This window comes from Streptomyces sp. NPDC092045 (assembly GCF_044756005.1).
In the GTDB taxonomy this organism is placed as follows: domain Bacteria; phylum Actinomycetota; class Actinomycetes; order Streptomycetales; family Streptomycetaceae; genus Streptomyces.
In genome coordinates, this window is the sequence record NZ_JBIVSC010000017.1 from 1 (window position 1) to 21,257 (window position 21,257).

At 74.9% G+C, this 21,257-nt stretch carries 22 protein-coding genes and 1 tRNA gene; 10 read left to right on the plus strand and 13 right to left on the minus strand.

Features of this window, described 5'->3' with window-relative positions; genetic code table 11:
• Positions 1-185: 185 nt before the first annotated feature.
• Together ACIQKA_RS27575 and ACIQKA_RS27580 are read right to left on the minus strand one after the other, a co-directional pair.
• The gene (locus ACIQKA_RS27575) at positions 186-1,559 is read right to left on the minus strand and encodes an FAD-dependent oxidoreductase (RefSeq protein ID WP_402542733.1); all 1,374 of its coding nucleotides are present in this window, start codon (positions 1,557-1,559) and stop codon (positions 186-188) included.
• Between the two features lie 10 nt (positions 1,560-1,569).
• The gene (locus ACIQKA_RS27580) at positions 1,570-2,574 is read right to left on the minus strand and encodes a DUF4349 domain-containing protein (protein WP_402542735.1); all 1,005 of its coding nucleotides are present in this window, start codon (positions 2,572-2,574) and stop codon (positions 1,570-1,572) included.
• 157 nt (positions 2,575-2,731) lie between these two features.
• Between ACIQKA_RS27580 and hemG the strand changes: the two genes are divergently transcribed.
• Together hemG and hemQ are read left to right on the plus strand one after the other, a co-directional pair.
• Positions 2,732-4,228, plus strand: coding sequence for a protoporphyrinogen oxidase (gene hemG / locus ACIQKA_RS27585; RefSeq protein ID WP_383150928.1), 1,497 nt, complete (start codon positions 2,732-2,734; stop codon positions 4,226-4,228).
• Between the two features lie 17 nt (positions 4,229-4,245).
• Positions 4,246-4,959: a hydrogen peroxide-dependent heme synthase gene (hemQ, locus tag ACIQKA_RS27590; protein WP_383150929.1), complete on the plus strand. Its 714-nt coding sequence runs from the start codon at positions 4,246-4,248 to the stop codon at positions 4,957-4,959.
• Positions 4,960-5,162: 203 nt separating this feature from the next.
• On the opposite strand, the gene ACIQKA_RS27595 is transcribed toward hemQ, so the two are convergent.
• The 3 genes from ACIQKA_RS27595 to ACIQKA_RS27605 all read right to left on the minus strand — a co-directional run bounded on the left by ACIQKA_RS27595 (position 5,163) and on the right by ACIQKA_RS27605 (position 8,481).
• Entirely contained in the window at positions 5,163-6,182 is a 1,020-nt protein-coding gene (locus ACIQKA_RS27595) for a TIGR04222 domain-containing membrane protein (RefSeq protein ID WP_391096363.1), read from the minus strand.
• Between the two features lie 2 nt (positions 6,183-6,184).
• Positions 6,185-7,597 carry a DUF692 domain-containing protein gene (locus ACIQKA_RS27600; protein ID WP_402542737.1) on the minus strand — a complete coding sequence of 471 codons (1,413 nt, stop codon included), beginning with the start codon at positions 7,595-7,597 and terminating at the stop codon, positions 6,185-6,187.
• Positions 7,598-7,797: 200 nt separating this feature from the next.
• On the minus strand, positions 7,798-8,481 hold the full coding sequence (locus ACIQKA_RS27605) for a peptidyl-tRNA hydrolase (protein ID WP_383150932.1): 684 nt from the start codon (positions 8,479-8,481) through the stop codon (positions 7,798-7,800).
• Positions 8,482-8,576: 95 nt separating this feature from the next.
• On the opposite strand from ACIQKA_RS27605, the gene ACIQKA_RS27610 reads away from it, so the two are divergent.
• The 3 genes from ACIQKA_RS27610 to ACIQKA_RS27620 are packed head-to-tail and all read left to right on the plus strand — an operon-like array spanning position 8,577 to position 10,631.
• Positions 8,577-9,719: an ATP-binding cassette domain-containing protein gene (locus tag ACIQKA_RS27610; protein ID WP_402542738.1), complete on the plus strand. Its 1,143-nt coding sequence runs from the start codon at positions 8,577-8,579 to the stop codon at positions 9,717-9,719.
• A complete protein-coding gene (locus tag ACIQKA_RS27615) occupies positions 9,716-10,366 on the plus strand; it encodes an ABC transporter (protein ID WP_383150934.1) in 651 nt (216 codons plus the stop codon). Before ACIQKA_RS27610 ends, ACIQKA_RS27615 begins: the two co-directional genes overlap by 4 nt.
• A gap of 55 nt (positions 10,367-10,421) precedes the next feature.
• Entirely contained in the window at positions 10,422-10,631 is a 210-nt protein-coding gene (locus tag ACIQKA_RS27620) for a hypothetical protein (RefSeq protein ID WP_383432621.1), read from the plus strand.
• Positions 10,632-10,656: 25 nt separating this feature from the next.
• Here the strand turns inward: ACIQKA_RS27620 and ACIQKA_RS27625 are convergent, their stop codons facing one another.
• Positions 10,657-11,550, minus strand: coding sequence for a polysaccharide deacetylase family protein (locus ACIQKA_RS27625; protein ID WP_402542739.1), 894 nt, complete (start codon positions 11,548-11,550; stop codon positions 10,657-10,659).
• Between the two features lie 26 nt (positions 11,551-11,576).
• Positions 11,577-11,774, minus strand: coding sequence for a hypothetical protein (locus ACIQKA_RS27630; protein ID WP_402542740.1), 198 nt, complete (start codon positions 11,772-11,774; stop codon positions 11,577-11,579).
• Positions 11,775-12,012: 238 nt separating this feature from the next.
• Between ACIQKA_RS27630 and ACIQKA_RS27635 the strand changes: the two genes are divergently transcribed.
• Positions 12,013-12,204, plus strand: coding sequence for a hypothetical protein (locus tag ACIQKA_RS27635; RefSeq protein ID WP_390110853.1), 192 nt, complete (start codon positions 12,013-12,015; stop codon positions 12,202-12,204).
• Here ACIQKA_RS27635 and ACIQKA_RS27640 read toward each other — a convergent pair.
• From ACIQKA_RS27640 to zapE, 4 genes are all read right to left on the minus strand, one after another.
• The gene (locus tag ACIQKA_RS27640; protein WP_402542741.1) at positions 12,190-13,071 is read right to left on the minus strand and encodes a polyphosphate kinase 2 family protein; all 882 of its coding nucleotides are present in this window, start codon (positions 13,069-13,071) and stop codon (positions 12,190-12,192) included. The genes ACIQKA_RS27635 and ACIQKA_RS27640 overlap by 15 nt on opposite strands.
• An 80-nt stretch (positions 13,072-13,151) precedes the next feature.
• On the minus strand, positions 13,152-14,528 hold the full coding sequence (locus ACIQKA_RS27645; RefSeq protein WP_383444404.1) for an alkaline phosphatase PhoX: 1,377 nt from the start codon (positions 14,526-14,528) through the stop codon (positions 13,152-13,154).
• A 169-nt stretch (positions 14,529-14,697) separates the two neighbouring features.
• Positions 14,698-15,123: an OsmC family protein gene (locus ACIQKA_RS27650; RefSeq protein WP_383150943.1), complete on the minus strand. Its 426-nt coding sequence runs from the start codon at positions 15,121-15,123 to the stop codon at positions 14,698-14,700.
• Between the two features lie 38 nt (positions 15,124-15,161).
• Entirely contained in the window at positions 15,162-16,247 is a 1,086-nt protein-coding gene (gene zapE, locus ACIQKA_RS27655) for a cell division protein ZapE (protein WP_383150944.1), read from the minus strand.
• 36 nt (positions 16,248-16,283) lie between these two features.
• Between zapE and ACIQKA_RS27660 the strand changes: the two genes are divergently transcribed.
• The 4 genes from ACIQKA_RS27660 (at position 16,284) to msrB (ending at position 19,653) form a co-directional block, all read left to right on the plus strand.
• A complete protein-coding gene (locus tag ACIQKA_RS27660) occupies positions 16,284-17,093 on the plus strand; it encodes a pyrimidine reductase family protein (protein ID WP_383150945.1) in 810 nt (269 codons plus the stop codon).
• 105 nt (positions 17,094-17,198) lie between these two features.
• Positions 17,199-17,669 carry an indole-3-glycerol phosphate synthase gene (locus ACIQKA_RS27665; protein WP_383444398.1) on the plus strand — a complete coding sequence of 157 codons (471 nt, stop codon included), beginning with the start codon at positions 17,199-17,201 and terminating at the stop codon, positions 17,667-17,669.
• A 161-nt stretch (positions 17,670-17,830) separates the two neighbouring features.
• Positions 17,831-19,222: a UDP-N-acetylmuramate--L-alanine ligase gene (gene murC, locus ACIQKA_RS27670; protein ID WP_383150947.1), complete on the plus strand. Its 1,392-nt coding sequence runs from the start codon at positions 17,831-17,833 to the stop codon at positions 19,220-19,222.
• Between the two features lie 23 nt (positions 19,223-19,245).
• Positions 19,246-19,653: a peptide-methionine (R)-S-oxide reductase MsrB gene (msrB, locus tag ACIQKA_RS27675; protein ID WP_376231996.1), complete on the plus strand. Its 408-nt coding sequence runs from the start codon at positions 19,246-19,248 to the stop codon at positions 19,651-19,653.
• 94 nt (positions 19,654-19,747) lie between these two features.
• Here the strand turns inward: msrB and ACIQKA_RS27680 are convergent, their stop codons facing one another.
• Together ACIQKA_RS27680 and ACIQKA_RS27685 are read right to left on the minus strand one after the other, a co-directional pair.
• Entirely contained in the window at positions 19,748-20,971 is a 1,224-nt protein-coding gene (locus ACIQKA_RS27680) for a hypothetical protein (RefSeq protein WP_391096356.1), read from the minus strand.
• Between the two features lie 83 nt (positions 20,972-21,054).
• Positions 21,055-21,127 (minus strand) — tRNA-Ser (locus ACIQKA_RS27685).
• Positions 21,128-21,257: the final 130 nt, after the last annotated feature.

Consider the following 21,257-nt stretch of genomic DNA (forward strand, 5'->3'; position numbering starts at 1 on the left):
TCGCCGCCATGCACAACCTCGCCATGACCCGGTGAAATGGCAGGTCAAACGCCATTCAGGCCTGTCCGAACCCGACCTTCTGCAACACCCTTTAGTACGCGCGCGGCCGGCCGGCCGCCGGGAAGCGCTCGCGCGACGGCGACGGCCGCCGGGCACCCGCCCGGCGGCCGTCGCCGTCACCGCGCTCAGCCCGCCGCGCGGACCGCCGCCGTCGCCTTGCGGGCCGCGACGAGCACCGGGTCCCACACCGGCGAGAACGGCGGCGCGTAGCCCAGGTCCAGGGCCGTCATCGCCTCCACCGTCATCCCCGCCGTGAGCGCCACCGCCGCCACGTCCACCCGCTTCGCCGCGCCCTCCCGGCCCACGATCTGCGTCCCGAGCAGCCGGCCGGTGCGCCGCTCGGCCAGCATCTTCACCGTCATCGGCGCGGCCCCCGGGTAGTAGCCCGCCCGGCTCGTCGACTCGACCGTCACCGCCACGAACCGCAGCCCCGCCTCCAGCGCCTCCTTCTCCCGCAGGCCGGTCCGCGCGATCTCCAGGTCGCACACCTTCGAGACCGCCGTGCCCACCACGCCCGGGAAGGTCGCGTAGTCGCCGCCGACGTTCGTCCCGATGACCTGGCCCTGCTTGTTCGCGTGCGTCCCGAGGGCCACGTGCCGCATCCGGCCCGAGACCAGGTCCAGGACCTCCACGCAGTCGCCGCCCGCCCAGACGTTCCCGTGCCCCCGCACCCGCATCGCCAGATCGGTGAGCAGCCCGCCGTACGCCCCGAGCGGCAGCCCCGCCTCCTCGGCGAGCGAGGTCTCCGGCCGCACGCCCGTGCCCAGGACCACCACGTCCGCCGGGTACTCCTCCTCGTCCGTCGCCACCGCCCGCACCCGGCCGTCGGGTCCGGTGAGCACCTCCGTGACCGCCGCCGAGTTGACCGTCCTGATCCCGAGCCCGTCCATCGCCGCGTGCACGAGCCGGCCCATGTCCGGGTCGAGGGTCGCCATCGGCTGCTCGCTGCGGTTGAGGACGGTCACCTCGTAGCCCCGGTTGAGGAGCGCCTCGGCCATCTCCACCCCGATGTACCCGGCGCCGACCACCACCGCCCGCCGGCCCTCCGTACGGGAGAGGGTGTCGATCAGGGCCTGGCCGTCGTCCAGGTTCTGCACGCCGTGCACCCCGGGCGCGTCGATCCCCGGCACCGGCGGGCGCAGCGGCCGCGCCCCCGTCGCGATCACCAGCTCGTCGAAGCCGGTCCACTCCTCCGCGCCGGACTCCAGGTCCCGGGAGCGGACCCGCTGCCGCTCGACGTCGATCTCCGTCACCTCGGTCCGCGTCCGCAGGCCGATGTCACGGGCCCGGTGCTCCTCGGGGGACCGGGCGATCAGCTCGTCGCGCGAGCCGACGTCCCCGCCGACCCAGTACGGGATGCCGCAGGCCGAGTACGAGGAGAAGTGACCGCGCTCGAAGGCGACGATCTCCAGCTCCCCGGGGGACTTGAGCCTGCGCGCCTGCGACGCGGCGGACATGCCCGCCGCGTCGCCACCGATGACCACCAGTCGTTCGCTCATGGGGACGACGCTACTTCTCCGCCGCCCCCGACTTCTCCGGGGCACCTGCGGGCCCCGTCGTTCCCGGCGCCTCCCCGGGGCGCGGCCCCGGCACCGGCGCGGGGCGGCGGGCGGCGAGCCGGGGGCGGACCAGCCGGCGCCAGAGGACGAGGGCGACCAGGCCGACCGCGAGCCACGGCGCCAGGGCGGCGAGCACGACCAGGACCCAGGCCACCACGGCGACCAGCGCGTTCCAGCCGCCGCCCAGCGCGTCCAGGAGGCCGGGACGGCCCTCCTCCTTCGGCTCCTCGGTCTTCGGCCGCTCCTTCCGCTCCTCGGTGAGCTGGAGGGTGATCGTCGCCAGCGACGTCCGGTCCTTCAGCGAGGACTGCTGCGCGAGCAGCGCCTCCAGGTCCGCCTGACGCCGGCTCAGCTCGGCCTCCAGGGTCACCACGTCGGACAGCCGCTCCGCCCGGTCCATCAGCTCCCGCACCCGCGCCACGCTCGCCCGCTGGGTGGCGATCCGGCTCTGCACGTCCACCACCTGGTCGGTGACGTCCTGGGCGTCGGCCTTGCGGCCCAGCAGCTTGCCGGTGCCCGCCAGTTCGGCGAGGACCCGGTCGTACTTCTCCTGCGGCACCCGCAGCACGATCCGCGAGGCGAGGTACGCGTCGTCGACCCGCTCCGTCGACTCGTTCTCGACCCGCCCGCCCGCGTCCACCGCCGCCGCACGGGCCGTGGCCAGGGCCTTCGCCGCGTCCGCGACCTCCACGGACAGCGAGGCGGTGCGGATGACGTGCTGCGGGGCCGGCGCCTTCGCCGGGGCCTTGCCGGAACCGGAAGCGGAACCCGAATCGGTCCCGGAACCGGAGGAGGACCCCGAGGCCCCCGAGGACCCGTCCGGCGCCCGGTCGGCCGGCCGCGCCGCCCGCGCCCCCGCCGCCCCGCCGCCCGCGTCCGACCCGCCCGCGCCGCAGCCCGCCAGAACCAGTGAAGCCGTCAGCAGGACGGCGGCCGCCGTACTCGCTCTCCGCACGGGATCCCCCCAGGGTGGTGATGTCTTCGGCAATGCCTTCTCGGTGATGCCCCTTTGACGCGCGACCCCGTGGCGCGGGTTGCCGTTCCGCGGTAGCGATGCGGTCACGGTCGGGCCTCGGAACGGGAGCGGACGGGCGATTTGAGAGAGTGGTCCCATGAACGCGGACACCACGGCACCCCACGTCGTCGTCGCCGGAGGCGGGATCACCGGCCTCGCGGCCGCCCACCGGCTGGCCCTCGCCGGCCACCGGGTGACCCTCCTCGAAGCGGACGGCCGGCTCGGCGGCAAGCTCCTCGCCGGAGAGGTGGCGGGCGCCCCCGTGGACCTCGGCGCCGAGTCGCTGCTCGCCCGCCGCCCCGAGGCGGTCGCCCTCGCCCGTGCCGTCGGCCTCGGCGACCGGCTGTCGGCCCCCGCCACCACCACCGCGTCCGTCTGGTCCCGGGGCGACCTCGTCCCCATGCCCAAGGGGCACGTCATGGGCGTCCCCGGCGACGCCCGCGCGGTCGGGGGCCTGCTCTCCGAGGAGGGCGTGCGCCGGATCGCCGCCGACCTCGACCTGCCGCCCACCGAGATCGGGGACGACATCGCCATCGGCGCGTACGTCGCCGCCCGCATGGGCCACGAGGTCGTCGACCGCCTCGTCGAACCCCTCCTCGGCGGGGTGTACGCCGGGGACGCCCACCGCATCTCCATGAAGGCCGCCGTCCCCGCCCTCTTCGAGGCCGCCCGCGAGCACCCCACGCTCACCGCCGCCGTCCGCGCCGTCCAGCGGGCCGGCGCCGCCGTCCCGGCCGACGCGGCGGGCGCCGCCACCGGCCTCGGCGGCTCCGTCTTCGCCGGCGTCGAGGGCGGCGTCGGCACCCTGCCCGGCGCGGTCGCCGACGCGGTCCGCGCCGCCGGCGGCGAGATCCTCCTGAACGCCCCCGTGACGGCGCTGCGCCGCACCGGGGCCACCGGCTGGCAGGTCGTGAGCGGAGACCGCGTCCTCACCGCCGACGCCGTCGTCCTCGCCACCCCCGCCGGACCCGCCGCCGCGCTCCTCGCGGAGCACGCCCCCGCCGCCGCCCGCGAGCTCGGCGCGATCGAGTACGCCTCCATGGCCCTGGTCACCCTCGCGTTCCGCCGCTCGGACGTCTCGCTCCCGGCCGGCTCGGGCTTCCTCGTGCCCCCCGTGGACGGCCGCACGATCAAGGCCTCCACCTTCTCCTCGCGGAAGTGGGGCTGGGTCGCCGACGCGGCCCCCGACCTGTTCGTGCTCCGCACCTCCGTCGGCCGCCACGGCGAGGAGGGGCAGCTCCACCGCGAGGACGCCGACCTCGTCGACGCCTCCCTCAAGGACCTCGCCGCCGCCACCGGGCTCGGCGCCCGCCCGGTCGCCACCGCGGTCACCCGCTGGGCCGGCGGCCTGCCCCAGTACCCGGTCGGCCACCTCGCCCGCGTCGCCCGCGTCCGCGAGGCCGTCGCCGCCCTGCCCGGACTGCGGATCGCGGGCGCCGCGTACGACGGCGTCGGCATCCCCGCCTGCATCGCCTCGGCGCACCGCGCGGCCGACGGGATCGCAGGCGCGCCCACCGGCGGAGGCGCCGGTTCCGCGGACGAGATCATCGCCACGTCGGAAACGGCGGCCCCCGGTGCGGGGCACTCCTCGTGACGGGCGAGAATAGGCGCATGAGTGCGCCCGAAAAGATCCCGAACGCCGGTAAGAAGGCGAAGGACCTCAACGAGGTCATCCGCTACACCCTGTGGTCCGTCTTCAAGCTGCGCGACGTCCTGCCCGAGGACCGGAGCGGCTACGCCGACGAGGTCCAGGAGCTGTTCGACCAGCTCGCGGCCAAGGACGTCACCGTCCGGGGCACGTACGACCTCTCGGGTCTGCGCGCCGACGCCGACGTCATGATCTGGTGGCACGCGGAGACGAGCGACGAGCTCCAGGACGCGTACAACCTCTTCCGCCGCACCCGCCTGGGCCGCGCCCTGGAGCCGGTCTGGTCGAACATGGCGCTGCACCGCCCGGCCGAGTTCAACAAGTCGCACATCCCGGCCTTCCTGGCCGACGAGAACCCGCGCGACTACGTCTCGGTCTACCCCTTCGTCCGCTCCTACGACTGGTACCTGCTGCCGGACGAGGACCGCCGCCGGATGCTGGCCGACCACGGCAAGATGGCCCGGGGCTACCCCGACGTCCGCGCCAACACGGTCGCCTCCTTCTCGCTCGGCGACTACGAGTGGATCCTCGCCTTCGAGGCCGACGAGCTGCACCGCATCGTGGACCTCATGCGCCACCTGCGCGCCTCCGAGGCGCGGATGCACGTCCGCGAGGAGGTCCCGTTCTACACCGGCCGCCGCAAGGACGTCGCCGACCTGGTGGCGGGCCTGGCCTGACGGCCGTACGAAGACCTGGTGGCGGCCCGGCTCCCGGCCGGGCGCGCCATCCCCCGACCCGGAAGATCAGACGGCCGACGGAAACCATCCGCCCGCCGCTCCAGCGACACCGGGTCCGGCTCCTGGTGCGGCGCGCTTCACGCGCGCCGCACCGGCGTCATCTCCGGGGCCTCTCCCGCCCCTTCCCCGTGCGGTACGGACGGTCAGCCGCTGGAGCTGGAACACGAGCTCGAACTGGAGCTTGAGCACGAACTGGAGCTTGAGCACGAGCTGGAACTCCCCCCGCAACCGCCGGAGCCCCCTCCCGAGCAGGATCCGGAGGAGCAGGAGCCCGACGAGCAGGAACCCCCGCCCCCTCCGCCGCACGATCCCGAGTCCGCACACCACACGGCGGCCACGCCGAGCGCGTCCGCGCCCGAGGAGGACGAGGAGGAGCGGTGGTGCGGGAACGGCCCCGGGCGCCCGCCGCGTCCTGGCCTCCGCGGCCCGTTGACCCGGGCGGCGGCGAGGAGCTGCTCCCGGAACGCCGGGTCCGGCAGCGCCCGCAGCCCGTGGAGGGCCACGAGGTGGCCCGCGTCCGCCAGGTGCCCCCGCTCACGCCCGTACGCGGCGAGCGCGCGCCGGCCGGCCGGGGTGACCCGCCCGGCGGAGGCCGTTCCGCAGATCAGGGCCGCGGCCCCCATGGCGAACAGCGCCGGGACCACCTTGAAGGTGAACGGCACCGAGAACCCGTCGTTCGTGGCGAAGTCGGCGATCGTGAGGAAGAACGAGACCGGGAACAGGACGAACGCCGCGACGCCGACCACGACGCACCACCGGTTCGTGACGCGCCGCGTCGCCGGGTCCACGAGGAGCCCGCGCTCCGCGAGCCCGTCGCCGGTCTCCTGCACCGCCGGGTGCCGCATCACGGCGAGCCGCAGGTGGTGCAGCGCCCCGTGCGGGGCGGCGGCGTGCTCCTGGAGCACCGCGCGCTCCACCAGGTCGCGCGCGATCGGGCGGACGACGGCCACGATGCCGGGCCCGCCGACCGCGATCCGGCCGTCCGCCTGGAGGGCGGCGAGGGCGCTGTCGGCGACCCCGGCCGGACCGCCGTTGAGGAAGGCGGCCTCGTACCGGTCGTGGACCGGCCCGCCGGAGCCGCCGCGCGAACGGACGACCCGGGTGACGAGCAGGGCGACGGCGCCGGCGGCCACGAGGTAGTACAGGACGATCGGGAGGCCCATGGTCATCTCCGTACGAGTGCGTGGCGGGCGGCCCGGACGAGCCGCGCGGCGGGGCCCGGCGGGCGGCTGCCGGAACGGTCCTGCCACCACCGGGTGAGCAGGCGGTGCGCGGCCGGGTCCTCCGGGCGCCCGGCGAGCAGCAGGTGCTCGGCGAAGTCGAGCGCGTCCCTGCGGTAGCCGCCGGTCATGGGACGGGACCGGGCGTACGCGAGGAACGCGGGCCGGAACTCCCGGCCCAGGATCCCGGGCAGCTCCGGCGCGACCTTCGCGACCACCCCGGCCCGCTTGGCCGCGAGCGCCCGGCTCTGCACTCCGATCCGCCGGCTGTCGAACCCCTCGGGCACGGGCGTCCCGGCGACGAGCGCCGAGAGCAGCGAGGCCTGCGCGAGCCCGAGCCGCTGCCGCGCGCCCCCGTCCTCCACGGGCGCGGGCGCGCCGGTCTCCGGTGCCGCCGGGGGCGCGTCCGGGACGGCCCGGGGCATCGGCCCGCCGGAGACGCGGGCACCGGCGCCGATGAGCAGCGGCCGGCCGGCCGGCCGCTCCGCCTCCGCGCCGCGCCGGGCGGACGCCCCGGCCGGTGCCCCGGTCGCCGAGGCCCCCGTCACCGTCGCCCGGATCACGGTCAGTTCCTCCGCCAGCTCCGCCGCCGCCGGGAAGTCGTCGTCCCGCTCCAGGAGCACCCCGGGCGGGGAGACCCGGGAGGCGAGGTCGGCGAGGACGTCGAGGACCGGGCGGGGCACCGGGTGGGCGTGGGTGTCGTGCCAGACGCCGTCCCGCTCGACGCCGCCCGCCACGTGCACGTACGCGATGGCCTCGACGGGCAGTTCGGACAGGGCCCGCGCCGGGTCCTCGCCGCGGTTGACGCGGTTGGTGTGCAGGTTGGCGACGTCGATGAGGAGCCGCACCCCCGTGCGCTCCACCAGCTCCGCGAGGAACCGCCCCTCCGTCATCTCCTCGCCGGGCCAGGAGATCAGGGCGGCGATGTTCTCCAGGGCGAGCGGCACGGGCAGCGCGTCCTGGGCGATGCGCACGTTCTCGCAGAGCACGTCGAGGGCGTCCCGGGTGCGGGGCACCGGCAGCAGGTGGCCCGCTTCGAGCGCCGGGGACGCGGTGAGCGCCCCTCCGGCCCGTACGAACGCGATGTGCTCCGTCACCAGCGGCGCCCCGAGGGCCACCGCCTTCTCGCCGAGCGCCGCGAGCCGGCCGGGGTCCGGCCGGTCCGCGCCGCCGAGCCCGAGCGAGACCCCGTGCGGCACGACCGTGACGCCGCGCCGCCGCAGCCGGGTCAGGGAGTCGGGCAGATGGTCCGCGCAGATGTTCTCCGCGACGACCTCCACCCAGTCGACCCCGGCCAGTCCCTCCACCGCCTCCGCGATCTCGGGACGCCAGCCGATGCCTGTGCCGAGTTCCGTCATGGTCCCCCTCCTTCGGTCCTCAGTTCCCCTGTGATGGCCCACGCGGGAACGTTCGAACCCCGGGAGGAGGACGTTCAGAGCTTCATTTGAGGTTTCCGGGTTCCGGGCCCCGGCGGTGGTCCCCGTCGGCGCGGCGACCGACCGGCGCGGGGACCGGCCGGTCCGGGACCGGCCGGTCCGGGGATGAGCCGGTCCGGGGATCAGCCGGTCCGGGGGAACGCCGACACCACCGTCGCCGAGCCCGGGGCGATCTCCGTGAAGCCCGCGTCGCGGACGACCGGGAGGCCGCTCGTCGTGAGGGCGGGCCAGTCCGCGGCCGGGGCGGTGCGCACGGCGAGCGGGAAGCCCGCCTCCCGCCAGGCCTCGCGCCCGGCCTCCGGCATCGCCCACCAGAGGAGCTGGGCGCCGTGGCCCGCCTGGGCCATCGACTTGCCGGCCGACATCTCCAGGTCCGGGTTGAACCACAGCACCGCCGCCCCCTCCGGCGCGGGGCCGGGGGCGGCCGGGTCGTCGAGGTCGGTGCCCGAGACCTGGAGGCGGGCCAGGTCCTTGGGCCAGCCGTCGAGCGGGACCGGCGGAAAGACCCGCACCTCCGCCTCCGCGCCGGTGACCGTGATGCCGGGGAGCGCGCACGCCCGCCGCCACTCGGCGCCGCGCGCCCGGCGCACCACCTTGCGGATCCGGGCGTCCTGCCAGTCCTCCATGGCCCGCGCCCACTCGCCCCCGCCGGTGGAACGCCCGTCGGTCAGGATCTCCAGGACGGCCCGCGCCGCGGTCTCCAGGGCGTCGGTGCGGGCCGGGGGCGCGTCGCGCTCGATCCGCACCACCAGGGGGAGGACGAACTGGGGCTTCTCGTCGCGGAGATCGGTCTCATCGCTGCTCACCGGGCAAGTCTGCCATCGCCGCCACGAGCGCCGTCACCGGCTCCGCGACGAGCGGTTCTTGTGGGAATCGCCGCTTCCGCGCCAGGATGCCGCCCATGACGGGTGATCCTTCCGCCGCCGGGCGGCCGAGGCTGGAGGGGGCCGGGCGCCGGCACGGCCCGCGGGGACCGTGGGTGCTGCGCGGGGTCGACCTCGGCCTGCCTCCCGCCGCCCTGGTCCGGGTCACCGGCACCAACGGCACCGGCAAGTCCACCCTGCTCCGGCTGCTCGCCGGCATCGACGCGCCCACCGAGGGGCGCGTCACCGGACGGCCCGCCCGCACCGCGTACGTCCCCGAGCGTTTCCCCGTCGCGCTGCCGTTCACGGCCCTCGACTACCTGGTCCGTCTCGGCCGCGTCCAGGGCCTCGGCCGGACGGCCGCCCGGGCCCGGGCGGGGGAGTGGCTGGAGCGCTTCGGGGCCGGCGGGCACGCCCGCACCGGACTCGCGGAGCTCTCCAAGGGCACGAGCCAGAAGGTCGCCGTCGCGCAGGCGCTCCTCGCCGACCCGGAGCTCCTCGTCCTCGACGAGGCCTGGACCGGGCTCGACGCCGGAGCCCGCGCCGCGCTCGACGCCGCCGTCCGCGAACGCGTCGCGGCGGGCGCGACGGTCGTCTTCGTCGACCACGACCCGCGCAGGCTGCGGGGCGAGGCGGACGCGGTGTACGAGGTGGCGGCGGGGCGGGTGCGGCCGGGGAGGGAGCCGGCGGAAGAGCCGCCCGGAGCCCTCCGGGCCCCCGGCGCTCCCGGCGCCCCCGGGACTTCCGGCGCCCCCGGGACTTCCGGCGCCCCCGGTGTCCCCGGGACTCCCGGTGTCCCCGGGACTTCCGGCGCTCCCGGGGCCCCCGGCATTTCCGACGCTCCCGGCGCTCCCGGCGCTCCCGGCGTCCCTGGCATTTCCGGCGCTCCCGGCGCCCCCGGCATTTCCGGCGCCCCCAGTACTCCCGGTACTCCCGGTACTCCCGACGCTCCCGGCGCCTCCGGCGCCCTCGTGCGGATCACCGTCTCCGGCGGGCGGGCGCTCCCCGCACGGCCGCCGGGCGGGCCGGCCGTCGCGCCCGGCCCCGACGGCACCACCGTCCTCACCGTGGACGAGGCCCACTCCGACGCCCTGCTCGGGGAGCTCCTCGCGGCCTCCTGGCACGTCCACCGGCTCCACACCGGGCGGACCGAACCCTCCGAAGGGGGCGTACGGGCATGACGGCGCTGCTGCGCTACCAGTCGGGTCTCCTGCTCCGCTCGCAGCGGTGGCTGGCGCCGCTCCTCCTGTACGCGGTCTTCATCGGCGTCGGCGTGCGGGCGGCCGAGCCGGTGCTCGACGCGCTCGGGTTCACCGCCGCGGCCCTGCTGCCGGTGACGGCCTGGACGGTGCGGATCTGCCTCACCCAGGAGCCGCCCGCCGCGCGGAACGTGGTCGCGGCCGCCGCCGGCCGGAACCGCGCGCACCTCGCGGCGCTCCTCACCGGAACAGCCTGGCCGGTCCTGCCCGGCACGGCCGCCGTCCTGGTGGTGACGGCCGTGAGCGACCGGCGCGGGATCGCCGCCCCCGCCGCGGCCGCCACCGGGCTGCTCGCGGCGCTCGCCTGCGCCCTCACGGGCGCCGCCGTGGGCGCGCTCGCCTCCCGCCCCTTCCTCAAGGCCCCCGGCTGGTCCCTCGCGGTCCTCGTCCTCGGCTCCCTCCTGGCCTTCGTGACCACCGGGTCCCCGGCGAAGCACGCCATGACGGCCCTGACCGCCGGGGCCCGCGCGGGGACCGCCGTCCCGCCCTGGGCCGCCTTCGCGGGCGCCCTGCTCCTCGCGGCGGGAGCGGCGTTCCTCGCCTGCCGCGCCACGGCACGCCTGGAGTGAGCGCGGCCGGATCGCGTACGGCCGGGGCGGGCGCGCCGGGAGTACGCTCGGACACATGACCGAGACCACGCCCGCGTCCGCATCCGCGTCCGCGTCGTCCTGCGCCCCCGAGCCCGCCCCGAGGCCCGAACCGGCGGCCGAGGGCCCGTTCGCCGCCTGCGTGCTGTGCCGGGAGCCGACCGAGTACCCGGCGTCGGCCAAGGGCATCACGCTCTGCCCGGTGTGCGAGTGGCAGGAGGCCCAGCGCATGTCCTGCTCCGGCTGAGGCCCGAGGCCCCTCCCCGGGCCCCTCAGCCGCGCATGAGGTCGGACACCTTCACGAAGCGGTAGCCGCGGGCCCGCAGCTCCGGGACGATCCGGCGGATCGCCCGCTCGGTGACGGGCGCGGCGCTGCGCGTGCAGTGCATGACCACGAGCGAACCGGGCTTCACCCCGTCGAGCACCTGCTCGGCGACCGCGTCCGCGTCCTTCGCGAAGGCGTCCCCGCTGACCACGTCCCACTGGACCGCCGTCACCCCGGCGGGGCCGAGGGCGCGCAGGGCCGTGTCGTCGTAGCAGCCGCCGGGGAACCGGAAGTACGGGACGACGTTGACGGCCCCGGCGTCCCGGAAGGCGTCGAAGGCGCGCCGCACGTCCGCCGCCATGTCGGGCCCGGGGACGGTGGGCAGGCCGTAGCAGGGCGACGCGAAGGCGTGGTGGCTGTACGAGTGGTTGGCGATCTCGAAGCGCGGATCGCCGCCGATGGACCTGGCCTGGTCCGGGTACTCCTCCGCCCAGCGGCCCGTCATGAAGACGGTCGCGTCCACCTCCAGGCGGCGGAGGGTGGCGATGAGCTCCGGGTTGTCGAAGCGCTCGCCGCGCGCGGCCCTGGGCCCCTGGTCGGCCGTCATGTCGGCGTCGAAGGTGAGGGCCACGACCTTCTCGGCGGCCTTCGGGGAGCTCGCGGCCCGGCGCGTGTAGACGGGGGCGAGCCCGTTCGGGCCGGGCGCCATGGTGGGCGCGGCGGCGGGCTCGGCGCCCGGCTTGGGAAGGGCGGCGGCGCTCGCGCGGGCGGTGGCGGAGGGCGAGGGGACGCCGGCCGACGCCCTCGCGCTCGGGGCCTTGGGGGCGGCGCCCTCGCCGCAGCCGACGAGGGCGGCGCCCAGAAGCCCGAGCACCGCCACTTTTCGTACATAAATGTTCACAGCCGGAAGTTATCCGATCAGATGACTTATCGCTCGCGACTCGACAGGAGCAGCACCCGGGTCCACGCGCCGAGCTGACGCACCATCGCCTGGGCGTGCGCGGCCCGCTCGCGCCGGAAGGGCAGGACGAGCAGGGCGGGCAGGAGGGCGAGGGTGACGAGGAGGAGGGGAACGGTCGAAACGAGGACGATCAGGCCGCGCTGGGCCCAGCGGAGGGTACGCATCGGGTTTCCGAGGAGCACGTCGGGGCGCCCCTCCGCCTTGAGGTCAAGGAGGCGATCCGGGGCCGGCGCCCGGAGGCGCTGCGGGCCTGCAACCCGGCCGAATACGAGCTGGAGACCCTACGGGGCGAGCCGGCCCGCTCGCGGCGGGACGCGGAGCGGATGAACGGACGACGAGTCACGGCTCGGCCGACGGATCCGGGAGTTCGACGGCGAGCGGATCGGCGTCCTGCTCGACCTGGTGACGTGGCTGGACGACACGGAGGTCATCACCCTCTTCGCCACGCGGCTGGCCCACGCCGACGAGTCGGCGCTCCTCGACCGGCTGTTCACCACGATGGCGGAGGAGGGAAGACCGAGCCTCCTCCGTCTCGGGGCGTCCGCCCGCCTGAGGCGCGCCGTCACCGACTGGCGCCGCTCAAGAAGCCAGTAGCAGCTTCCGGCTCTCCTCCACGTCGAAGTCCCCCGGCGGGTACTTCGGGTCCAGCGCCTCCAGGTGTTCCAGCAGCAGCTTGCTGATCGCCCAGTTCCGGTACCACTTGCGGTCCGCCGGGACCACGTACCACGGCGCCGCGTCCGTTCCGCAGCGCTCCAGGGCCAGTTCGTAGGCCTTGCGGTAGTCCGGCCACAGGGCCCGTTCCTCGATGTCGCCCGTGTTGAACTTCCAGTGCTTGTCGGGGTCGTCGAGGCGCTGGAGGAGCCGGGCGCGCTGCTCCTCGTACGAGAGGTGGAGGAAGACCTTGACCACCGTCACGCCGTCGTCCGCGAGGGACTTCTCGAAGTGGTTGATCTGCCGGTAGCGGCGCTTGATCTCGGAGCGGGAGACCAGCTCGTGGACGCGCGGGACGAGGACGTCCTCGTAGTGCGAGCGGTCGAAGATGCCGATCTCGCCCGGCAGGGGCAGCGCCCTCTCGATCCGCCAGAGGAAGGGGTGCTCCTTCTCCTCGGTCGTCGGCGCCTTGAAGGCGCGCACCCGGCAGCCCGACGGGCTGAGGAACCCGATCACGTGCTTGACCGTGCCGCCCTTGCCGCTGGTGTCCATGCCCTGGAGGACCAGGAGCAGCCGTCGGCGGTCCCCGGCGGTGCTCGACGCGTACAGGCGCTCCTGGAGCTCGGCGAGGCGCGGCCCGAGCACGGCGGTGGCGGCCGTCCCGGCCGCCTTGTCGGCGGGACCGGCCGGGATGCCGCGGGCGTCGTACGAGGCGAGGTCGACCGGCTCGCCCACGGGGACGCGCAGGACGTCCCGCAGGACCGGCTCCCGCTCCTCGCGCCGCTTCTTGCCCTCGTGCTTCTTCGCCATCTCGCGCTCCTTCCGCAGTCCCGCCCTCCTGCCCCCGATCCTCCACCGCAACCGGGCCGCCCGCGACCTCCGGGGACGGATCAGCGGTGCCAGGGGCCCGTCACGGCGAACGTCGTCCCCGGCGTGTAGCAGTTGACGTACATCGTGCTCCGGTCCGGCGAGAAGGTGACCCCGGCGAACTCGCCCCACTCCGGCTCCTCCGGGGTGCCGATGTTCTGCCGCCCGCGCGCGACCGGGTAGACCGCGCCCCGTTCGTCCACCCCGAAGACGTGCTGCGCGCCCCCGCCGTCCTCGCAGACCATCAGGCCCCCGGCCGGCGCCAGGCAGATGTTGTCCGGCGACTCCCCCGGCAGCCGGACGTCGGTGCTCGGGCCGAAGAGGACGACGAGGGTGAGCCGGCGCCGGTGCGGCTCGTACTTCCACACCTGGCCGAAGTGGGTGGCCGCCGAGCCGTCCCCGGTCCGCGCGAACGACGACACGAAGTAGACGGCCCGCCCGCCCCAGTAGCAGCCCTCCAGCTTCTGCGCGTGGGTGATGCCCCGGGGGCCGAAGTCCTGGAACCTGATGGGCGTTCCGGCCGCGAGCGGATCCGGTACGGGGACCCATTCGACGCCCTCGAAGCGGGCGCCGGTCTCCTGGACCGCGGAGAGGTCGGGGACGCCCGGCACCCGCATCGCCTCCAGGGCGCCGCCCGCGCGCAGCGAGCCCGTGCCGCCGAGCGGCTTGCGGGGGAGGAAGCGGTAGAAGAGCCCGAAGGGGCGGTCGAAGGCGTCCTCCGTCTCGTACACGATGCCGCTGTGCGGATCGACGGCGACGGCCTCGTGCTGGAAGCGGCCCATGGCGGTGAGCGGGACGGCCCCGGTGCGGCGCGGGTCGGCGCCGTCGACCTCGAAGACGAAGCCGTGGTCCTTGGCGTAGCCGTTCGTACCGGCCTTGTCCTCGGTCTCCTCGCAGGTCAGCCAGGTGTTCCAGGGCGTGGGCCCGCCCGCGCAGTTGACGGCCGTGCCCGCGACGGCGACCCGCTCGCCGAGGACGCCGTTCCGGCCGTCGAGTTCGAGGACCGTGCAGCCGCCCTTGGCCGCCGGGTCGTAGGTGAGGCCGGGGACGGTCGGGACGCCGATCTTCCCGGTGGCCCTGTTCTCGTGGTTGCGGACCAGGTGCACCCGGCCCCGGTGTCCGGGGAAGGCGCCCATGCCGTCGTGGTTGCCCGGGACGGGGCCCTCGCCGGAGCGCAGCGGGTCGCCCTCCCGGGAGAGGACCTCGTACCGGAAGCCGGCCGGCAGGTCGAGGAGGCCTTCGGGATCGGGCACGAGGGGGCCGTGGCCGCCCCGGGGCGGCCGGTCGCCCGGGGCCGCCCACGCGCTTCCGGCGAAGAGTTCGGAGAGGGCGCCGGTGAAGGCGATCCCGGCGGCGGCCGCGCCGGTGCGGGACAGGATCTGACGTCGTGTTGCGGACATGGGGCAACGCTCCCTGTTGGCGGACAGGTGGTGACGCTCCGTCGCGTCACGTGTTGCCGGTGTGACGTGCGGCCCGCACGTGTGTATCACGCGCTCCGGTGGCGCGTGAACCGTGCGGGCCGCGACTGTCGCGTGTTGTGCGGTTCCTGACCGGTGGTCAGGTGTGGAATCAGCCCAGCTCTGCGGTGAGCGTGATGTTCGTGCCCGACAGCGCCTGGCTGACCGGGCAGTTCTTCTTCGCGTCCTCCGCCGCGGACCGGAAGGCCTCCGCGTCCAGGCCCGGGACCTCGCCGCGCACGGTGAGGTGGATGCCGGTGATGCCCTCGCCCGGCTGGAAGGTGACGTCGGCCTTGGTCTCCAGGCGGGCGGGCGGGGTGCCCGCGCCGGCCAGGCCGTGGGAGAGGGCCATCGAGAAGCAGGAGGAGTGCGCGGCCGCGATCAGTTCCTCGGGGCTGGTCTTCCCGTTGGGCTCCTCCGACCGGGAGGGCCAGGAGACGTCGAACTGTCCGACGCCGGAGGAGTCGAGGGAGACGACCCCGGAACCCTGGACGAGGTTGCCCTCCCAGACGGTGTGGGCGTGACGCACGGTGGCCATGGTGGATCCCTTTCGATCGATCGGGTACGGCCCCCAAGCTACTGCGCGACGAGCCCCTTCGCGTCGCGGGCGAGCGCGGTGAGCCGCGAGATCGCCCGGAAGTACTTCTTGCGGTACCCGCCGTTCAGCATCTCCTCGCTGAACAGGCGGTCGAAGGGCAGGCCGGAGGCGAGCACCGGTATCTCGCGGTCGTACAGCCGGTCGGCCAGCACGACGAGCCGCAGCGCGGTCGACTGGTCGGGCACGGGCCGCACGTCGGTGAGGCAGACGGCGGTGAGGTCGTCGGTGAGGGCGCCGTACCGGCTCGGGTGCACCCTGGCCAGGTGTTCGAGCAGGCTCGGGAAGTCGTCCAGGGAGGCGCCCGGCGTGGCGTACGCGGTCTCCGTGACGGTCTGGTCGGAGTGCGGCGCGGGCGCCTCGGGCAGACCGCGGTGGCGGTAGTCCTCGCCGTCGATCCGCAGCGGCCGGAAGTGGGCGGAGAGGCCCTGGATCTCGCGGAGGAAGTCGGCGGCGGCGAAGCGGCCCTCGCCGAGCTTGCCGGGGAGCGTGTTGGAGGTGGCGGCGAGCGCCACGCCCGCCTCGACCAGCTTGCCGAGGAGGCTGGAGACGAGGACGGTGTCGCCCGGGTCGTCGAGCTCGAACTCGTCGATGCAGAGGAGCCGGTGCCCGCTCAGCGTCTTCACGGTCTGCTGGAAGCCGAGCGCGCCGACCAGGTTGGTCAACTCCACGAAGGTGCCGAAGGCCTTCAGGGCGGGATCGGCGGGGGTCGCGTGCCAGAGCGAGGCGAGCAGGTGGGTCTTGCCGACGCCGTACCCGCCGTCCAGGTAGACCCCGCGCGGCCCGGTGGGGGCGGCGGGCTTCTTCGCGAACCAGCGGCGCTTCCCGGCGCCGGAGGCGTGCGCCCCGCCCAGGCCCTCGGCGAAGGCGCTCAGGACCTCGACGGCCTGCGTCTGGCTGGGCTGGTTCGGGTCCGGGATGTACGTGTCGAAGCGCACGGAGTCGAAGCGCGGCGGCGGCACCATCTCCGCCACGAGGCGCTCGGCGGGGACGTGGGGCTCTCGTGAGCAGAGCGAGAGCGGGGCCGCTGCGGAGGAGACGGCTTCGGTGAGGGCACGGGTCGACACAGTTCCCCACTCTAAGCGCCATGTCAGACTGCCCGGATGCGACGCCTGTTTCCTGTGACGGACATGACAGCCGGGCCGGCCGCGCCGACCGCGCCCGCCGGACCGGCCCGCGAGGACGGGGCGGGGGACGGGGGCTGGTCCCTCGACGCGCTCGCCGACGCCTACGCCTACCCGGAGGGCGGGGGGCCCTGGCTGCGGGCCAACATGGTCTCCTCGCTCGACGGCGCCGGCCAGCACGGGGGGCGCTCCCAGCCGCTCTCCTCCGACACCGACATGAGGATCTTCGGAACCCTGCGCGGGCTCGCCGACGTGATCGTGGTGGGCGCGGAGACCGTGCGCCTGGAGGGCTACCGCCCCGCCCGGGCGCGGGAGGCCTTCGCGGAGCGCCGGGCCGCCGCCGGGCAGGGCCCGGCCCCCGTGATCGCCGTGGTCACCGGCTCCCTCGACCTGGACTTCTCGCTTCCGCTCTTCACCGCGCCGCTGGTGCCGACCCTGGTCCTGACCGGGAGCGGGGCCCCCGCCGAGCGGGTCCGGGCGGCCCGCGAGGCGGGGGCGGAGGTGCTGTTCGCGGGCGACGGGGCCCGGGTGGACCCCGCCCGCGCCCTGGCGGCGCTGACGGAGCGCGGCCTGCGGCGCCAGCTCACCGAGGGCGGCCCGCGGCTGCTCGGCCAGTTCGTGGCGGCGGGGGTCCTGGACGAGCTGTGCCTGACGATCTCGCCGACGATGACGGCGGGGGACGCCCAGCGGATCGCCGGAGGTCCTCCGGTGGCGGTGCCGACACGTTTCCGGGTGGCTTCCGTCCTGGAGCGGGACGGCTTCCTCTTCACCCGCTACCTTCGGTCCTGAGAAAAGCGGAATTCGCCGTTCCGCTTACCGTCCGCTGGGCACACTTACTGTCGCAGACCCCGTGCGAACACGGGGAAGGATGGTTTCCGCAGAAGGGCTCCCGAGGTGTTCACAAGCGTTCTGATGATCGAGAAGCCGCTGACGTCCGTGGACGTGGAATTCGTCACCACGCTGCACGGCGACGAGGGCGTGTCCTTCATCGTTCTGATGCAGCCGCGCGGTGACCAGGCCGATGTACTGCTGCGTGCCATCGACGACGTGGCCATGGGCGAGCTGAAGGAAGCGGCCCGCGAGGGCGAGGAACCGGAGGGCAGGGAGGCCCGTCCCCCCGCCGAGCAGGCCCTGGAGCACTCCCTCCGGGCCCTGAGGGACGCCGGCTGCGAGGCGGTCGGCCAGGTCGTCGAGGACCACCCGCTCGACCGGATGAGGGCGGTCGTCGAGGAGGCGGGGGCGGACGAGGTGATCGTCCTCACCGCGCCGCACTACGTGGAGGAGTTCTTCCACCGCGACTGGGCCTCCCGGGCCCGCCACAAGGTGGGCGTCCCGGTGCTCAAGCTCTTCGCGCACAGCGGGTGACCGCGCGGTGACGGCCTGGCCCGCGCTCCGTGCAGGGGGCGCGGGCCGGGCTGTGCCCTGCCGGGCGGGCCCGGAGCCAGCCACTAGGCTGGGGGACACCAGGTGCGTACGCACCTGCGTACGCATCGAACACTCACGAAACGTCTCGGGGAGAGATCCACATGGCACCCGCCATTCCCGCCGCCATGGAACGGCCGCACTTCATCGGCATCGGCGGTGCCGGGATGTCGGGCATCGCCAAGATCCTGGCCCAGCGCGGCGCCAAGGTCGCCGGCAGCGACGCCAAGGAGTCCGCGACCGCCGAGGCCCTGCGCGCCCTCGGCGTCACCGTGCACATCGGCCACGCGGCCGAGCACCTGGCCGACGACGCCTCCGCCGTGGTCGTCTCCAGCGCCATCCGCGCCGACAACCCCGAGCTGGCCCGCGCCGCCGAACTCGGCGTCCCGGTCGTGCACCGCTCCGACGCCCTCGCCTCCCTCATGGACGGCCTGCGCGCGATCGCGGTCGCCGGCACGCACGGCAAGACGACGACCACCTCCATGCTGGCCGTCGCCCTCACCCACCTCGGCCTCGACCCCTCGTACGCCATCGGCGGCGACCTGGCGGGCCCCGGCACCAACGCGCTGCACGGCGACGGCGAGGTCTTCGTCGCCGAGGCCGACGAGAGCGACCGCAGCTTCCAGAAGTACGACCCCGAGGTCGCGATCGTCCTCAACGTCGAGCTGGACCACCACGCGAACTACGCCTCCATGGACGAGATCTACGAGTCCTTCGAGGCCTTCACCGCCAAGATCCGCCCCGGCGGCACCCTCGTCGTCGGCGAGCACGCGGGCGCCCGCGAGCTGGCCCGCCGGGTCGCGGACCGCGAGGGCCTGGACGTCGTCACGGTCGGCGAGTCCGAGGACTCCGACGCGCGCATCCTGAAGATCGTCCCGAACGGCATGAAGAGCGAGGTGACCGTCGCCCTCGACGGCGCCGAGCACACCTTCACCGTCTCGGTCCCCGGCCGCCACTACGCCCACAACGCCGCCGCCGCGCTCGCCGCCGGCGCCCGCGTCGGCATCGACCCGGCCGAACTGGCGCAGGCCCTCACCGCCTACACGGGCGTCGGCCGCCGCCTCCAGCTCAAGGGCGAGGCGAAGGGCGTGCAGGTCATCGACTCGTACGCGCACCACCCCACCGAGATGACCGCCGACCTGGAGGCCATGCGGGGCGCCGCCGGCGACTCCCGGCTCCTCGTGGTCTTCCAGCCGCACCTGTTCTCCCGCACCCAGGAGCTGGGCAAGGAGATGGGCGACGCGCTGGCCCTCGCGGACGCCTCCGTCGTCCTCGACATCTACCCGGCCCGCGAGGACCCGATCCCGGGCGTCACCAGCGAGCTGATCGTCGAGGCCGCGCGCAAGGCCGGCGCCGACGTGACGCCCGTCCACAACAAGGGGGCCGTGCCCGAGATCGTCGAGGGAATGGCCGGACCCGGCGACCTCGTTCTCACCATGGGGGCGGGCGACGTCACGGACCTCGGCCCGCGCATCCTGGACCACCTGTCGAAGTAGCACGGAGCAGAGGGAGCGAGCCCATGGCGTACGACGTCGAGAAGCCGGACGAGCAGTGGCGTGCGGAGCTGAGCCCGGCGGAGTACCAGGTGCTGCGCCAGGCGGGCACCGAGCCCGCCTTCCGCGGCGAGTACACCGACACCACCACCAAGGGCGTCTACTCCTGCCGGGCGTGCGGCGCGGAGCTGTTCACCTCGAACGAGAAGTTCTCGTCGCACTGCGGCTGGCCGTCCTTCTACGACCCGAAGGACTCCGACGCGGTCGAGCTGATCGAGGACCGCTCCCACGGCATGGTCCGCACCGAGGTCCGCTGCTCCCGCTGCGGCTCCCACCTGGGCCACGTCTTCGAGGGCGAGGGCTACCCGACCCCGACGGACCAGCGGTACTGCATCAACTCGATCTCGCTGCGGCTGGAGCCGGTGGAGGGCTGAGAGGGTGCCGGGCACCCTCCCGCGCCGCCCGCCCCGAGAGGGCGGAGGAAACGGGAGGGCGCCCGGGGTGCGGGCCGTGGGGGCCGTTCCCCTCTCACCCGTCCTGGGACTCGCCCCGCTTCGTGGTCAGGTAGCAGGTCACCAGGTCCTTGCCCCCCGGCCCCGACGCGTGACCGGGTGTCCACCAGGACCAGATCTCCGCCTTCTTCGGCACCCACGCAGGCCTGACCGCGTCGTGGGCGAGCCCGCAGGCGATGTCGGCCCGTTCCTGGGTCTCCGCCGCCGTGGCACCCGGTCGCAGGGGAAGCCGGATGAAGACACGGGCGTCGTACGGTCCGGAGCAGGGCACGCCCGCGACCACGTGCGCCGCACGCCGACCGGTGTCGAAGTCGACGCAGCCGCCGTTCTTCACGTCGCGCATGGGCAGCACGGCCTCGGCGGCCTTGCGGACGCTCTCCGTGGGAGCCCCGGCCGGCTTCGACGAGCCGAACCCGGTGAGGGTGAGGTCCATCGTCAGCGAGGTCACGTCGGCGAGGGCGCCGCTCTTCCTCAGGAGCCGCGACATGTCCGCCCGGCCGTGGGTGATCCGGCCCCGCGGATCCACGGACACGGTCAGGGGGAAGCCGGCCTGGAGGGCGTTGGTGCCCATTTCGGCGGCCAGTTCCTTGCGGAGGTCCGCGGGGAACATCGTCCACCCCGTCGAGAAGGGCATCTCCGTCCTGTACGTACGGCCGCCCGCGGGCCCGCTCTGCTGCGCCTTCGCGTCCGAGCCGCCCACGCCTTCCAGGAGGGTGCCGCCGACCGGGCTCTCGGAGCCCCGCAGGTGGCCGATCGGGTCGTTGCCGTCCCCCACGGAGAGGGTGTCGGCGCTCCCGTACCGGAGCCAGTAGCCCGCGGAAGCGGCGCGGTAGTGGATCTGCTGCCGGTCGACGACGAACCTGCCGGAACCCGCCCCCGCCGTCCCGCCGGGGGTGATGCCGAGGAGCGTCCCCTTCGCCGCGGCGGAGTACTTCTCCGGCACCTGCCACCGCACGGCGGCCTCGCCCGCCCCCTCCGTGAAGTCCAGCCTGCCGCTCAGCGTCTGTACGGCCGTGCCCTTCGCGGACCCGAAGGACACCGTCTGCGTGAAGCTCGCGCTGCCCGACTTCTGCGTCTCGCGCAGGGCCAGGAAGACCTGGCGGTCGAGCGGTTGGTCGAAGACCGGGTGCCGCGACGGCTGTGCTTTCGCGTGCGCGTCCCCGTCGTCGCCACCGCTGCACGCGGTGAGCAGAAGGAGGACGGCGGGGAGCGCGGCGATGCGCGCAAGGCGTCTGATCACGATCACATGACCTCCCGGCCGGGGCGCAGGTTGCCTTCCCGCACGTCACGGAACGGTCACCCCGGGGCAGGAAAGAGAAGCGGCGGCAAGGACAGGATTCGAACCTGCGTCCACCCGGAGATCGAGCCGGGCGCTCCTCCGCAGAGCTTCCTCGCCGCCGCCCCGATCATCCGTCCGGACGGACGACCGGGGCAAACGATTAACGCCGCCGGGACCGGCCCGGCCACCGCCGCCGGTCCGACCGTCGCGAACACCCTGACCGGCCTGACCGGCTTGACCGGTCTGA